Raw genomic sequence first — 15,515 nt, forward strand, 5'->3', positions numbered from 1 at the left:
TGGCCGGGGTCACCGTTTCGGGGCCGCCGCCGGGGTACTCGGCAGGCGCCCGGACCGGTCCCCCGCGGACACTGGTGTCATCCGGGTGGCTGCCGGGCCGACGAAGATCAGGACACGACCGCTATGAACCACGACATGACCTCCTCCGCCGGCTCGACGGGCGTCGTCTCGACGCACGCCGTGTACGGAGCGCCCTGCTGGGTCAGTCTGACCAGCCGCGACCTGCAGACCACCGAGGAGTTCTACACCGCCGTCCTCGGCTGGGAGTGGCGGCCGATGCGGCTGGGCGACCGGTTCCGGATCGCACTCGCGGCCGGCCGGCCGGTGGCGGGCATCGCCGCGGTCGCCGGGATGTGGCAGACGGCCGTGGCGTGGACGCCGTACTTCGCGGTGCGCAGCGCCGACGAGGCGGCGGGACGGGTGCAGGAGCGCGGCGGCACCGCCGCGGTGGGCCCGATCTCGCTGCCGCCCGGGCGCGCGGCGCTGCTCGCGGACCGGGACGGGGCGACGTTCGGCGTGTGGGAGGGCGAGCTGTTCTCCGACTGGCCGACCTGGCGCCGCGCGCAGCTGGCGTTCGTACGGCTGCACACCCGGGACGCCTTCGACGCGGCGATCTTCTACGGCGAGGTCTTCGACTGGGCGTCCGGCGGGCCGGGCGGCTGCGAAGTGCACTACGAGGGTGAGGAAGTGGTGCTGCGCAGCGACGGGGACGTGGTCGCGCGCATCACCTCGGGGGCGCTGGGCTCGGCGCCCGACCCGCGGATCCGGCCGCACTGGCAGGTCCACTTCACCGTGACGGACGTGGAGGCGTGCGCCCGCGCCGCCGAGGAGCACGGGGGCGGCGTGCTGTCCCTGGGCCCCGAGGAGGCGGTGCTGAGCGACAACGAGGGCGCCCGTTTCACGGTCACCTCGCGCCGCGAGCACTGACCCCTCCCCGGGGCCGCCCGGTCACCCCGCGGTGCGGGACGGGCGGGACAGCAGCACCAGGCTGCGGGCGTCCACGGTCAGCCGGGTGCCCGCCTTGCGTTCCGCCTCGTCGGGGGTGCCGTCCGGGTCGGCGGTGTCGATCAGCGCCGTCCACCGTTCGCCGTAGGAGGAGTCCGGCAGACGGAAGCCGACCGGTTCCCAGTGACTGTTGAGCAGCAGCAGGAACGAGTCGTCGATGACGGGCCGGCCGCGCGGGTCCGGTTCGGCGATGGCGTCGCCGTTGAGGAACACGCCGACCGAGTGCGCGTCGGAGCGCAGCCAGTCGTCGTCGCTCATCTCCCGCGCGTCGGGCGCCAGCCACACCAGGTCCGGCAGCGGCTGGTCGGGGTGGCGTGCCGTGTCGCCGCGGAAGAAGCGGCGCCGGCGCAGCACGGGGTGCTCGCGGCGCAGGGCGATCAGCCGGCGGGTGAAGCCGAGCAGGTCCTCCTGCTCGTCGCCGAGTTGCCAGTCGATCCAGCTGATCTCGTTGTCCTGGCAGTAGGCGTTGTTGTTGCCGCGCTGGGTGCGGCCCAGCTCGTCGCCGTGGGAGAGCATCGGGATGCCCTGCGACAGCAGCAGCGTGGCCAGGAAGTTGCGCTGCTGACGGGCGCGCAGTTCACGCACGGCCGGGTCGCGGGTCGGGCCCTCGGCGCCGCAGTTCCAGGACCGGTTGTCGTTCTCGCCGTCCTGGTTGTCCTCGCCGTTGGCCTCGTTGTGCTTGTCGTTGTACGAGACCAGGTCGCGCAGCGTGAAACCGTCGTGCGCGGTGACGAAGTTGACGCTGGCGCGCGGCCGGCGCCGGTTGTGGGCGTACAGGTCGGAGGAGCCGGTCAGCCGGGAGGCGAACTCGCCGAGGGTGTGGTCCTCGCCACGCCAGAAGTCCCGTACGGCGTCGCGGTACTTGCCGTTCCACTCGGACCACAGGGGCGGGAAGTTGCCGACCTGGTAGCCGCCTTCGCCGACGTCCCAGGGTTCCGCGATGAGTTTGACGCGGCTGATCACCGGGTCCTGCTGGATCAGGTCGAAGAACGCCGACAGCCGGTCCACCTCGTGGAACTGCCGCGCCAGGGTGGCCGCGAGGTCGAAGCGGAATCCGTCGACATGCATCTCGGTGATCCAGTACCGCAGCGAGTCCATGATGAGCTGCAGCACATAGGGGTGGCGCATCAGCAGGCTGTTGCCGGTGCCGGTGGTGTCGTAGTAGTGCCGCCAGTCGCCGTCCACCAGGCGGTAGTACGAGGAGTTGTCGATGCCGCGGAAGGAGAGGGTGGGGCCCTTCTCGTTGCCTTCGGCGGTGTGGTTGTAGACGACGTCGAGGATCACCTCGAGCCCGGCCGCGTGCAGCGCCTTCACCATCTCCTTGAACTCCGTGACCTGCTGGCCGCGGGTTCCGTGCGCGGAGTAGGCGTTGTGCGGGGCGAAGAAGCCGATGGTGTTGTAGCCCCAGTAGTTGGCCAGGCCCCGGCCCTGGAGCACGCCGTCCTGGACGAACTGGTGCACCGGCATGAGCTCCACGGCGGTGACGCCGAGCGAGGTGAGGTGCTCGACCACCGAGGGGTGCGCCAGTCCGGCGTAGGTGCCGCGCAGTTCGGGCGGGACGTCGGGGTGGGTGCGGGTGAGCCCCTTGACGTGGGCCTCGTAGATCACGGTGTCGGAGTACGGCCGGCAGGGGCGGGTGTCGTCGCCCCAGTCGAAGGCGGGGTCGGTCACCACGCCGAGCATGGTGTGGCCCGCACTGTCCGCGGGGTCGGGTCCGTGCGGGTTCCGCTCGTACAGCGACGGGTGGTTGTCGATCTGGCCGTCGACCGCGGTGGCGTAGGGGTCGAGGAGGAGTTTCGCCGGGTTGCAGCGGTGGCCGGCGGCGGGGGCCCAGGGGCCATGGACGCGGTAGCCGTAGCGCTGGCCGGGGCCGACGCCGGGGAGGTAGCCGTGCCAGACGAAGCCGTCGGCCTCGGTGAGCCGTACCGTGCGGTGCCGGCCGTCGTCGTCCACGAGGACCAGGTCGACGCGTTCGGCGACCTCGCTGAACAGCGCGAAGTTGGTGCCCTCCCCGTCGTAGGAGGCACCCAGCGGGTAGGGGCGCCCGCTCCAGGCGGGCGCCCCTTTCCGGTTGTGTCGCCGGGTCACCGGACCTCCTCCAGGAGGCCGCCGGGCGTTCGGACGAGGCCGGTGGCCGTGGAGACGGCCACCTCGCGGGGCAGGTCCAGGCCCTCGCTCTCGCGCGGGTCGGGCGTGGTGGGGACGAGGGGGACGCGTTCGCCGGCGCGGGCGCGCTGCGAGAACCAGATGACCTTGCTGCCGGTCTCGGTGGCGCAGCAGCCCCAGCCGTCGCTGCTGGCGGCGAGGTGCTCGAGGCAGCCGCGCAGCTCCTGGTCGGGGCGCAGGGCCCGGTCGTTGTCCGCGATGGCCGTAATGAGGTGCTGCCCGTTCCACCACATCTCGATGGAGGTGTTCTTGTCGGTGGCGTGCTGGTCGATGGCGCGGAGCAGCATCTCGGTGCCGCCGCAGACGCGCTCCATGATGTTCTCCAGGTCCCAGAACCGGAGGTGAGCGGCCAGTATCCGGCTGACCTGTCCCACCCTTTCCGGGCTGACTTCCACGTCGAGGTGGTAGTAGCAGGGCACTGCGGTCTTCATCTCGTGGCTCCTCACCGCGAAGCTCGCGCTCCTCCCGTCCGACGGACGGGCCCCCGAACACGGAACGTGAGCGGGTGTTGCTGCTGAGTCACCTTCAGACTGAGGGGGTTGGTCCATTCGTGCAACACGAGCGCACGGGTGAGACGGATGGTGCCGCATTTGAGCGCGCACCGACCGTCTGACCTGCACGCTCACCACGGGGTCGATGGTTGAAAATCCAACAAGACGTTGGGTCACTGCCTGTGCACCATGAGTGAAGACCTCGATCGCCGTTACGGGTCCGTGCATCGGTGCGCACGGCTCCGCCCCGACCGTCGGGACAACGCGCACCCATCGAGCCCCGGAAAGGTGAACGGCGCATGCTGCTACCCGCAAAAGCCGAAGTTGCCCGGCAGTTGCGTCGCTACCGGGCCTGGGAACGCGTGATGCTGGCCGCCCCCACCGACCACACGGTGCGGGCGACCTTCGAGGACTCCGGCTACACCCTCTGCGTGCTCATGGGGAAGCGCTGCGCGCGGGAGGCGGCCGACGCCGCGGAACGGTATCTGCGCACCACGCTCGTCACCTATCTGCAGGAGCAGAACGACCGGCCCCGTCCGGCCGCCACGGTCCGGCGCGGCCCGCCCGCCGTCGAGCGGCGCTCCCCGGCGGGAAGGCAATGACCTTCCCGCCTCCATGTGGTCCTACGCCCGGGCGCCTGCCCGGGCATCGCGAGCGGCGGAGGTGCACAGGCCCATGAAGACGACCCCGACCATCGGTCGTGTCCCGCTACGGGACGTCCGGCCGTGCGTCGACCACGGCAGGCGGCCGGCGAAGGCCGTCGTCGGCGAGGCGTTCGAGGTGACGGCGACCGTGTTCCGCGAGGGGCACGACGCGGTGGCGGCCAACGTGGTGCTGAAGGACCCGGAGGGGCGTCCGGGTCCCTTCACGCCGCTGCGGGAGCTGTCGCCGGGCTCGGACCGCTGGGGCGCCGAGGTGGTCGCGGACGCGCCCGGCCGCTGGACGTACCGTGTCGAGGCCTGGGGCGATCCCGTGACGACCTGGCGGCACGTCGCCACCGTCAAGGTCCCGGCGGGCATCGACACCGGGCTGGTCCTGGAGGAGGGCGCCGACCTCTTCGCGCGCGCCGCGGCCGGGGTGCCGCGCGACGCCGGACAGAAGGTGATCCTCGAGGCGGCCGCGACCCTGCGCGACGACACCCTCCCCTGCGCCACCCGGCTGGCGGCGGCGCTGACGCCGGAGGTGGACGCGGTGCTGGCCCGCCATCCGCTGCGCGAGCTGGTCACCAGCAGCGAGCCGCTCCCCCTGCTCGTCGAGCGCGAACGCGCCCTGTACGGCTCCTGGTACGAGTTCTTCCCCCGCTCGGAGGGCACACCCGAGCAGCCGCACGGCACCTTCGACACCGCCGCGCGCCGGCTCCCCGCGATCGCGGCGATGGGCTTCGACGTGGTCTACCTGCCGCCCATCCACCCGATCGGCACGACCTTCCGCAAGGGCCCGAACAACAGCCTCGACGCCGGCCCGGACGACGTGGGTGTGCCGTGGGCGATCGGCTCCCCCGAGGGCGGCCACGACGCCGTCCACCCGCAGCTGGGCACGCTGGAGGACTTCACCCGCTTCGTCGCCCGCGCCCGGGACCTGGGCATGGAGGTCGCCCTCGACTTCGCCCTCCAGTGCTCCCCCGACCACCCCTGGGTGCACAAGCACCCGGAGTGGTTCCACCACCGCCCCGACGGCTCCATCGCCTACGCGGAGAACCCGCCGAAGAAGTACCAGGACATCTACCCGATCGCCTTCGACGCCGACATGGACGGCCTGGTCGCCGAGACCTGCCGGATCCTGCGGCACTGGATGGACACCGGGGTGCGCATCTTCCGCGTCGACAACCCGCACACCAAGCCCGTCGTCTTCTGGGAACGCGTCATCGCCGACATCAACGGCACCGACCCGGACGTCATCTTCCTGGCGGAGGCCTTCACCCGCCCGGCGATGATGCACACCCTCGCCCAGATCGGCTTCCAGCAGTCCTACACGTACTTCACCTGGCGCAACACCAAGCAGGAGCTGACGGAGTACCTCACCGAACTGACGGGGGAGGCCGCCTCCTACATGCGGCCCAACTTCTTCACCAACACCCCCGACATCCTGCACGCCTACCTCCAGCACGGCGGCCGGCCCGCCTTCGAGGTCCGCGCCGTCCTCGCCGCCACCCTCTCCCCCACGTGGGGCATCTACAGCGGCTACGAACTGTGCGAGAACACCCCGCTGCGCGAAGGCAGCGAGGAATACCTCGACAGCGAGAAGTACCAGCTCAAACCCCGCGACTGGGAAGCCGCCGAACGCGAGGGCCGCACCATCGCACCCCTCGTCACCCGCCTCAACACCATCCGGCGGGACCATCCGGCGCTGCACCGGCTGCGCAATCTCCGCTTCCACCGCACCGACAACGACTCCGTCCTGGCGTACAGCAAGCGCCAGGGCTCCGACGTCGTGCTCGTGGTCGTGAACCTCGACCCTCATCACGTCCAGGAGGCCACGGTCTCGCTGGACATGCCGCACCTCGGCCTGGACTGGCACGAGACGGCGCCGGTGCGCGACGAGCTCACCGGCGAGACGTACCACTGGGGCAGCACCAACTACGTGCGGCTGGAGCCGGGGCGGGCTCCCGCGCATGTCCTGCACGTCCAGCGACCGCCCGCCGCACAGCGAAACGGAGGGCCAGGAACGCCATGACCGTGAACGAGCCAGTGCCGGACACGTTCGAAGACACACCGGTCAGGGACCGGGACCCCGACTGGTTCAAACGCGCCGTCTTCTACGAGGTGCTCGTCCGCTCCTTCCAGGACAGCAACGGGGACGGCATCGGCGATCTCAAGGGCCTGACCTCCAAACTGGACTATCTGCAGTGGCTCGGCGTGGACTGCCTGTGGCTGCCGCCCTTCTTCAAGTCGCCCCTCCGGGACGGCGGTTACGACGTCGCCGACTACACCGCCGTGCTCCCCGAGTTCGGCGACCTCGCCGACTTCGTGGAGTTCGTCGACTCCGCCCATCAGCGCGGCATGCGCGTGATCATCGACTTCGTCATGAACCACACCAGCGACCAGCACCCGTGGTTCGAGGAGTCCCGCAAGGACCCGGAGGGTCCCTACGGCGACTTCTACGTGTGGGCCGACGACGACACCGGCTACGCGGACGCGCGCATCATCTTCGTCGACACCGAGGCGTCGAACTGGACGTACGACCCGGTGCGGAAGCAGTACTACTTCCACCGGTTCTTCTCTCACCAGCCGGACCTCAACTACGAGAACCCGCGCGTGCAGGAGGAGATCCTCGCGGCCCTGCGCTTCTGGCTCGACCTGGGCATCGACGGCTTCCGCCTGGACGCCGTCCCCTATCTGTACGCGGCCGAGGGGACGAACTGCGAGAACCTTCCGGCGACCCACGCGTTCCTCAAGCGGGTCCGCAAGGAGATCGACACCCAGTACCCGGACACGGTGCTGCTCGCCGAGGCCAACCAGTGGCCCGAGGACGTCGTCGACTACTTCGGCGACTACGCCGCGGGCGGCGACGAGTGCCACATGGCGTTCCACTTCCCGGTCATGCCCCGCATCTTCATGGCCGTCCGCCGCGAGTCCCGCTACCCGGTCTCCGAGATCCTCGCCAAGACTCCGGCCATCCCGTCGGGCTGCCAGTGGGGCATCTTCCTGCGCAACCACGACGAGCTGACCCTGGAGATGGTCACCGACGAGGAACGCGACTACATGTGGGCCGAGTACGCCAAGGACCCCCGCATGCGCGCCAACATCGGCATCCGCCGGCGCCTCGCCCCGCTGCTGGACAACGACCGCAACCAGATCGAACTCTTCACCGCCCTGCTGCTCTCGCTCCCCGGGTCGCCGATCATCTACTACGGCGACGAGATCGGCATGGGCGACAACATCTGGCTCGGCGACCGCGACGCCGTCCGCACCCCCATGCAGTGGACCCCGGACCGCAACGCCGGCTTCTCCTCCGCCGACCCCGGCCGCCTCTACCTGCCCACGATCATGGACCCGGTCTACGGCTACCAGGTCACCAACGTCGAGGCGTCCATGGCCTCGCCCTCGTCGCTGCTGCACTGGACCCGGCGCATGATCGAGATCCGCAAGCAGAACCCGGCGTTCGGCCTCGGCTCCTACACCGAGCTTCCCTCCTCCAACCCCGCCGTCCTCGCCTTCCTCCGCGAGGCCCCCCCGAACGGGGAAGACGGGGACGACCTGGTCCTGTGCGTCAACAACTTCTCCCGCTTCTCCCAGCCCACCGAGCTGGACCTGCGCGAGTTCGAGGGCCGGCACCCGGTGGAGCTGTTCGGCGGGGTGCGTTTCCCGGCCATCGGCGAACTGCCGTACCTGCTGACCCTCGGGGGCCACGGCTTCTACTGGTTCCGGCTCACCCGAGTCGCATCCCGCATCGGCCGACGACCGTGAGCGTGTGCCGGCGAGAGGAGGCGTCACGATGACGAAGACCGCATTCCTGCGCCCGCGGAGCGCGCCCGCCGAGTCCCTGGAGTCGCTCGCCGGGCTGCTGCGCGAATGGCTGCCGTTGCAGCGCTGGTTCGCGGGCAAGGACCGTCCCGTCACCGATCTCGGTGTGCTGTCCACGACCGAGCTGTTCCCGGGCTGTCTGCACGTGCTGGTGCACGCCGCGCACGGCGGGGTGCCCGCACCCGGGGGCACCACCCCCGCCGGCGACTGCTACCAGCTGCTGCTCGGGGTACGCGAGCGGCCCTCGCCCCGCCTGGGCAAGGCGCTCATCGGCACCGTACGGGACGGCCTGCTCGCCGGGCTGACGGTCTACGACGCCCTCCAGGACCCGCGCGCCGCCCAGCTGCTGCTCGAACGGCTGCGCCGGCCGGGCACCGCCGGCCCGCTGCACTTCGAGGGCGACCCCGCCCAGGAGGTCCCCGCGGGACTGGTGCCGCGCGTACTCAACGCCGAGCAGTCCAACTCCTCGCTGGTGTACGGCGACGAGTACATCCTGAAGGTCTTCCGGCGCATCCAGCCCGGCGTCAACCCCGACCTGGAGGTGCCCGGGGCGCTGGCCCGGCAGGGCTGCCACCGGGTGCCCGCGCCGGTGGCCTGGCTGCGCACCACGCACCCGTTCAAGGCGACGCTCGGCGTGCTCCAGCCGTATCTGCGCAACGCCGCCGACGGCTGGACGCTGGCCCTCGACGCGCTCGCCGCGGGGGACGACTTCACCGCGCAGGCGCACGCCCTCGGCCGCGCCACGGCCGACGTGCACCTGGCGCTGTCCTCCGCGTTCCCCGTCGGCGCGCCCGGCGAGAACGGGCGGACGACGGCGGCGATGACCGAGCGGCTGACCGCCGCCGCGCACGCCGTGCCCGCGCTCCAGCCGTACGTGCCGGGGCTGCGGAGCGCCTTCGCCGCGCTCGCCACCTGCGACGCCGGACCGCCCGCCCAGCGCATCCACGGCGACCTGCACCTCGGCCAGGTGCTGCGGGCGGGACGCGAGTGGTTCGTGATCGACTTCGAGGGCGAGCCGTCCCGGCCGCTCTCCGAACGGCGCAGCGCCCACTCCCCGGTACGGGACATCGCCGGGATGCTGCGCTCCTTCGACTATGCCGCCCGGCAGCGCCGTCCCTGGCGTCCGGAGTGGGCGCGGCGCTGCCGCGAGGCCTACTGCGCGGGCTACGCGGCCCGTGCCGGCTGGGACCCGCGCAAGAAGCACGGCCTGCTCCGCGCCTATGAGACGGACCGGGCCGTGTACGAGGTGCTGTACGAGGCCCGGCACCGACCCGACTGGCTGCCCGTACCCATGGCGGCGATCGAGCGCCTCGCCGTGAGAGGAGACTGAAGCCGTGGCCCTGCACGACACGCCGCTGCCCGGATCGGCCGGGCCCGCCCCGTCCGCCGCCACCGACGGGGCGGCCGCACCCGCCCTCGACCCGCACGACCGGGGGCGCCTGCTCGCGGGCGCCCACCACGACCCGCACGCCCTGCTTGGCGCCCACCCGGTGCCCGGGGGCGTCGCCTTCCGGGCGCTGCGCCCCTTCGCCCGCGAGGTGAGCGTCGTCGTCGACGGCGTCCGCACCCCGCTGGTGTCCGAGGGTGACGGGCTGTTCTCCGCCGTGCTGCCGCTGGACGCGATCCCCGAGTACACCCTCGCGGTGGCGTACGGGGACGACGCGCCGGCAAAGACACACGACCCGTACCGCTTCCTTCCCGCGCTCGGCGACCTCGACCTGCACCTGATCAGCGAGGGCCGGCACGAGGAGCTGTGGACGGCGCTCGGCGCACAGCCCATGACCCACCAAGGTGTGGCCGGCACCCGCTTCACCGTGTGGGCGCCCAACGCGCTCGGGGTGCGCCTCGCCGCGGACTTCACGTACTGGGACGGGACGGCGTTCCCGATGCGCTCGCTGGGCTCGTCCGGGGTGTGGGAGCTGTTCCTGCCGGGTGTCGGCGAGGGCACCCGCTACAAGTTCGAGATCCACTCGCGCCACGGCCACCGGTTCCTCAAGGCGGACCCGATGGCCCGCCGCACCGAGGCGCCGCCGAACACCGCGTCGGTCGTCACCGCCTCGCACCACGAGTGGGGCGACGCGGACTGGATGGCGCGGCGCGGGGACACGCCGGTGCACGAGGCGCCGTTCTCGGTGTACGAGGTGCACCTGCCGTCCTGGCGGCCGGGGCTCACCTACCGCGAGCTGGCGGAGGTGCTGCCCGCGTACGTCAAGGACATGGGGTTCACCCATGTCGAGCTGATGCCGGTCGCCGAGCACCCGTACGGGCCGTCCTGGGGCTACCAGGTCACCGGCTTCTACGCGCCGACCGCGCGGCTCGGCACCCCGGACGACTTCAAGTACCTGGTCGACGCCCTGCACCGGGCCGGCATCGGCGTGATCATGGACTGGGTGCCGGCGCACTTCCCGCGCGACGACTGGGCGCTGGCCCGGTTCGACGGGGAGCCGCTGTACGAACCCGGTGACTCACGGCGCGCCGACCACCCCGACTGGGGCACGTTCACCTTCGACTACGCCCGCACCGAGGTGCGCAACTTCCTGGTCGCGAACGCCGTGTACTGGTGCCAGGAGTTCCACATCGACGGGCTGCGGGTCGACGCGGTCGCCTCCATGCTCTACCTCGACTACTCGCGTGAGGACGGCGGCTGGGAGCCGAACGTGTACGGCGGCCGGGAGGACCTGGCCGCGATGGCGTTCCTCCAGGAGATGAACGCCACCGTGTACCGGCGCTGCCCCGGCGTGGTGACCATCGCCGAGGAGTCCACGGCGTGGGGCGGGGTGACCCGGCCCACCGACACCGGCGGGCTCGGGTTCGGGCTGAAGTGGAACATGGGGTGGATGCACGACTCGCTGGAGTACGTCTCGCACGAGCCGGTGCACCGCAAGTACCACCACCACGAGATGACCTTCGCGATGGTGTACGCCTACAGCGAGAACTACGTGCTGCCGATCTCCCACGACGAGGTGGTGCACGGCAAGCAGGCGCTGGTGTCGAAGATGCCGGGCGACTGGTGGCAGCGGCGGGCCAACGTCCGCGCCTACCTGGGCTTCATGTGGGCCCACCCTGGCAAGCAACTGCTGTTCATGGGACAGGAGTTCGCGCAGGGCGCGGAGTGGTCCGAGAAGGCGGGTCCCGAGTGGTGGCTGCTGGACGAGGGCTACCACTCGGCGGGCGACCACCGCGGGGTGCAGGACCTGGTGCGGGACCTCAACGCGCACTACCGGGACCGTCCCGCGCTGTGGCAGCGCGACACCGACCCGTCCGGCTTCCGCTGGGTCGCGGTGGACTCCGCCGACGACAACGTCTTCGCGTTCGTGCGGTACGACGCGGAGGGGCGGCCGCTGCTCGCGGTGTCGAACTTCTCCCCCGTGGTCCGGCACGACTACCGGCTCGCGGTCGGCGACGACGTGGTCGCCTGGGAGGAGGTCCTCAACACCGACGCGGCCCGCTACGGCGGCAGCGACGTGGTGAACCCGGACCCGGTCAAGCCCGAGGACGGGCACGTCCGGCTCACCCTTCCCCCGCTCGCGACGGTCTGGCTGGCGCCCACACCCCAGTGAGGCCGTGCTCCGGCGCCCGGCAGCCCTCGACCGACGACGCCAGGTGTTCCGCGTCCCGCGCGGGGCATGCGGGTCGTACGGCCGAGGGCTGCTCGGCGTCTACGCGGCAGGCAGAAGGGCGAGCATCAGGTGCGCACCGTGGGAGTGGAGGAGGAGCTCCTCCTGGTCGATCCGGAGACGGGTGAACCGCGGGCGATGTCCGCGGCGGTGCTCGCCCGTGCCGAGCGGGAGGACGCGGGCCAGGATGTCTTCGAGAAGGAACTGCACGAGCAGATGGTGGAGTTCGCGACTCATCCGGAGTCGTCCATGGAGCGCCTGCTCGCGGAGATAGCCCGCTGCCGCAAGGAGGCCGCGGGGCACGCCGAGGAGATCGGCTGCACGGTCGCCGCGCTCGCCACGTCGCCGCTGCCGGTCAGCCCGGCGGTCGGCGTCAACGAGCGGTACCGCTGGATGGAGAAGCAGTACGGGATCGCCACGCGTGAGCAGCTCGTCATGGGCTGTCACGTGCATGTGTCGGTGGAGTCGGACGAGGAGGGCGTCGCCGTCCTCGACCGGCTGCGGCCGTGGCTGGCGGTGCTGACCGCGCTGAGCGCGAACTCGCCGTTCTGGCAGGGCAAGGACTCGGGGTACGCCAGCTACCGCAGCAGGGTGTGGCAGCGGTGGCCGTCGGCGGGGCCGACCGAGCTGTTCGAGTCGCCGGAGCGCTACCACCGGCGGGTGGCGGACATGGTGTCGACCGGGGCGATCCTCGACGAGGGGATGATCTACTTCGACGCCCGTATTTCCGAGCGGTACCCGACGGTGGAGATACGGGTGTCGGACGTCGCGCTGCACGCGGAGACGGCGGGGCTGATCGCCACGCTGACGCGGGCGCTGGTGGAGACGGCGGCGCGGGAGTGGCGGGAGGGCCGGGAGCCGGTCGACCCGGGGGTGTCCCTGCTGCGGCTGTCCGCCTGGCAGGCGGCGCGGTCCGGGCTCACGGGGGAGCTGCTGCATCCGGAGACGATGCGGAGGATGCCCGCCGAGGCGGTCGTCCGTTCGCTGCTGGACCACGTCGCTGACGCCCTTGCCGACCATGACGACGTGGACCGCGCCCGCGAGGGGTGTGAGCGGTTGCTGCGGGACGGGAACGGGGCGATGGTGCAGCGGGCGCTGCTGGAGCGGACGGAGAGTCTGCGGGACGTCGTGACGGAGTGCGTGCGGCATACGCAGGCCTAGGCGGACGCGGTCCGTCCGTGCGGGTGGGCGGGGGCTGGTCGCGCAGTTCCCCGCGCCCCTTCGGGGCGCTCGGGCCGAGCGCTTCAGGCGCCCTCCCGCGTCAGTACCGACATGAGTGAGCCGTCGGCCGGATGTCAGTCAGGTGACGGAGGCTGCCGGTACGGTGGCCGAGCCATTCTCGTGGAGACATCGCAACCGCCCGGTACCCGGGCGAGACCACGAGGAGCGGACCATGACCACCATCGCGCAGCACTGGATCGACGGACGGTGGACCGGCTCCGGCTCGGTTCTGGAATCCATCAGCCCGGCCGACGGCACGGTCGTCGGCTCGTTCTACGACGGAGGCGAGGCGGAGGCCTCGGCCGCCGTGGACGCCGCCGCCGCCGCGTTCGAGACCACCGCATGGGCGCGCACTCCCTCGCTCCGGGCGACCGCGCTCAGCCGGCTGGCCGACGCCCTCGAGGCCCGGGTGCCCGAGGTCGCGGCCATGTTGTCCCGGGAGAACGGCAAGCTGCTGGGTGAGACCCTGTGGGAGGTCGGCGGCGCGGTCGGGTGGCTGCGGTACGCGGCGGCCTCTGCGCGCACCCAGAACGCCGGACGCGCCGCCGAGACGGCACCCGGCCAGTACACCCACTCGGTGCCCGAGCCGCTCGGTGTCGCCGGGATCATCTCTCCCTGGAACTCCCCCGTCATGCTGACCGTACGGGCACTGGGCCCGGCGCTGGCCGCCGGCTGCACCGTCGTCGTCAAGCTGCCGTCCCAGACGGCACTGACCAATGAGCTTTTCGCGCAGGTCCTGGCCTCGGTCCCGGAGATTCCGGCGGGCGTGGTCAACGTGTTCACCGAGTCCGGCAACACCGGGGCCCCGTTCCTGGTCTCCTCGGACAAGGTCGCCGTGATCAACTACACCGGCAGTACGCCGGTCGGGCGCCGTATCGCGGCCGCGGCCTCCACCTCGCTCAAGCGGGTCGGTCTGGAACTGGGCGGCAAGGCGCCGATGGTGATCCTTCCCGACGCCGATCTGGACATGGTGCTCCCGACTGTCGTGCAGTCGCTGGTGCTGATGAACGGGCAGTTCTGCTGCACCGGTTCCCGTGTGCTGGTCCACCGGGACATCGCCGACCAGGTGCGCACCCGGCTCACCGACGCCCTCGCGCAGGTGCGGCTCGGCTCGGGCGACGACGAGAAGGCCCAGCTCGGCCCGGTGATCGACCGGGCGTCCGCCCAGCGGGTGGACGCGATCGTCGAGGAAGCCGCCTCGTACGGCACGGTGCTGCTGCGCGGCGGTGTGGTCACCGACGGCCCGCTGGCCGCAGGCGCGTTCTACCGGCCGAGCCTGATCGAGGTGGACCGCACCGACGTCCGGATCGTGCAGGAGGAGGTCTTCGGTCCGGTCCAGACGTTCGAGATCTTCGACGACGAGGACGACGCCGTGACCAAGGCGAACGCCACCATCTACGGCCTGGCCGCCTCGGTGTTCAGCTCGGACTCGATGAAGGCCCGCCGCATCGCCCGGCGCATCCGCACCGGCACGGTGTGGATCAACACCTGGGGAGCCATCAGCGAGGACTTCGAGGAGGGCGGCGTCAAGGGAAGCGGCTACGGCTACCTGTGCGGCCCGCGAGCGATCGAGGAGTTCCAGGCCCTCAAGGTCTACGTGGAGCAGGACCACACCCGGTCCGCCCACTGATCAGACCCGTCACCCGGCCCGGCGCCCACCTGGGCGCCGGCTGGTGGCGGCGCCGGCGGTGGCAGCCGGGGTGACGCTGACGGCGCTCGCGGCGATCCCGGAGCGCGGGAAGGGCGAGGAAGGCACCGCGGTGGCAGTTCCGTGACGCCCCCTCGCCCCGGCCGGGACCTGGCGGCTCGTCACCAGGGCACGGAGGTCCCGTCCCAGGAGAAGAAGCCACCGGTGGGGCCGTCGTCCGGCAGCAGGGCCAGGCGGAGGGCGCCTTGTGCGGCCTCCGCCGGGTCGCCGCCGGCAGCGGCGGCCCCGGGAGTGAGATCAGTGGCCCGCAGTCCGGGAGCGAGCGCGTTGACCTTGAAGCCGTCGTCGGCCAGCGTCTGGGCGTACAGGACGGTGAGGGCGTTGAGGGCGGCCTTGGACGACCGGTAGGCGGCGGCGCCGCCGCTTCCCGGGGTGAACTGGGGATTGGGTTGCGTGCTCCAGGTCAGCGACGCGGTGCCACTGGAGACGTTGACGATGCGGGGGCGCGGCGACCGGCGCAGGGCGGGCAGGAAGGCATTGGTCACCGCCACCACGCCGAACGCATTGGTCTCGTACGTGCGCCGGAACTCCTCCACGCCCGAGCCGGCCGGCGGGGCGAGTGACACCGAGACGCCCGCGTTGTTGACCAGCACGTCCAAGCGGTCCACCTGAGCCGCGGCCCGTGCGATGCCGTCGGGATCACTCATGTCGAGAACCAGCGGGCGGGCCCCGGCGCCGATCTCCTCGACGGCCCGCTGCCCGCGCCCGGGGTCGCGGGAGCCCACGTACACGGTGAGGCCCTCGGCTGCGAGCAGCCGGGCAATATGCTTGCCGTTGCCCTTGTTGGCACCGGTGACCAGAGCTGTGCGTTCGTTCATGGCAGCCACACTTCCCCGGTCGCAGG

11 protein-coding genes are annotated in these 15,515 nt (G+C 71.6%); 8 read left to right on the forward strand and 3 right to left on the reverse strand.

The features are described from left to right. The first annotated feature begins 123 nt into the window (after nt 1-123). On the forward strand, nt 124-927 hold the full coding sequence (locus tag AY578_RS01950) for a VOC family protein (protein ID WP_019525568.1): 804 nt from the start codon (nt 124-126) through the stop codon (nt 925-927). A gap of 21 nt (nt 928-948) precedes the next feature. On the opposite strand, the gene glgX is transcribed toward AY578_RS01950, so the two are convergent. Both glgX and AY578_RS01960 read right to left on the reverse strand, forming a co-directional pair. Then, complete coding sequence (gene glgX / locus AY578_RS01955; RefSeq protein WP_258901817.1) at nt 949-3,093, reverse strand: glycogen debranching protein GlgX; 2,145 nt, start codon at nt 3,091-3,093, stop codon at nt 949-951. Beyond that, nucleotides 3,090-3,602: a pep a2 gene (locus AY578_RS01960; RefSeq protein WP_258901819.1), complete on the reverse strand. Its 513-nt coding sequence runs from the start codon at nt 3,600-3,602 to the stop codon at nt 3,090-3,092. The genes glgX and AY578_RS01960 overlap by 4 nt, the downstream gene beginning before the upstream one ends. A 359-nt stretch (nt 3,603-3,961) precedes the next feature. Between AY578_RS01960 and AY578_RS01965 the strand changes: the two genes are divergently transcribed. The 7 genes from AY578_RS01965 to AY578_RS01995 all read left to right on the forward strand — a co-directional run bounded on the left by AY578_RS01965 (nt 3,962) and on the right by AY578_RS01995 (nt 14,593). Next, nucleotides 3,962-4,264 carry a DUF5133 domain-containing protein gene (locus AY578_RS01965; protein ID WP_026243935.1) on the forward strand — a complete coding sequence of 101 codons (303 nt, stop codon included), beginning with the start codon at nt 3,962-3,964 and terminating at the stop codon, nt 4,262-4,264. 73 nt (nt 4,265-4,337) lie between these two features. Continuing rightward, nucleotides 4,338-6,335: an alpha-1,4-glucan--maltose-1-phosphate maltosyltransferase gene (locus AY578_RS01970; RefSeq protein WP_258901821.1), complete on the forward strand. Its 1,998-nt coding sequence runs from the start codon at nt 4,338-4,340 to the stop codon at nt 6,333-6,335. Next, complete coding sequence (gene treS / locus AY578_RS01975) at nt 6,332-8,068, forward strand: maltose alpha-D-glucosyltransferase (RefSeq protein WP_258901826.1); 1,737 nt, start codon at nt 6,332-6,334, stop codon at nt 8,066-8,068. The genes AY578_RS01970 and treS overlap by 4 nt, the downstream gene beginning before the upstream one ends. Nucleotides 8,069-8,096: 28 nt before the next feature. Next, nucleotides 8,097-9,455, forward strand: a complete 1,359-nt coding sequence (locus AY578_RS01980) for a maltokinase N-terminal cap-like domain-containing protein (protein ID WP_258901828.1) — start codon at nt 8,097-8,099, stop codon at nt 9,453-9,455. Between the two features lie 4 nt (nt 9,456-9,459). Further along, nucleotides 9,460-11,685: a 1,4-alpha-glucan branching enzyme gene (gene glgB, locus AY578_RS01985; protein WP_258901830.1), complete on the forward strand. Its 2,226-nt coding sequence runs from the start codon at nt 9,460-9,462 to the stop codon at nt 11,683-11,685. 129 nt (nt 11,686-11,814) lie between these two features. After that, the gene (locus AY578_RS01990; protein ID WP_161232235.1) at nt 11,815-12,903 is read left to right on the forward strand and encodes a glutamate--cysteine ligase 2; all 1,089 of its coding nucleotides are present in this window, start codon (nt 11,815-11,817) and stop codon (nt 12,901-12,903) included. 232 nt (nt 12,904-13,135) lie between these two features. Beyond that, on the forward strand, nt 13,136-14,593 hold the full coding sequence (locus AY578_RS01995; protein WP_258901832.1) for an aldehyde dehydrogenase family protein: 1,458 nt from the start codon (nt 13,136-13,138) through the stop codon (nt 14,591-14,593). A gap of 179 nt (nt 14,594-14,772) precedes the next feature. Here the strand turns inward: AY578_RS01995 and AY578_RS02000 are convergent, their stop codons facing one another. Beyond that, nucleotides 14,773-15,489: an SDR family oxidoreductase gene (locus AY578_RS02000; protein ID WP_136239888.1), complete on the reverse strand. Its 717-nt coding sequence runs from the start codon at nt 15,487-15,489 to the stop codon at nt 14,773-14,775. Between the last annotated feature and the right edge of the window lie 26 nt (nt 15,490-15,515).

The organism is Streptomyces thermocarboxydus, assembly GCF_024760485.1.
In the GTDB taxonomy this organism is placed as follows: domain Bacteria; phylum Actinomycetota; class Actinomycetes; order Streptomycetales; family Streptomycetaceae; genus Streptomyces; species Streptomyces cellulosae.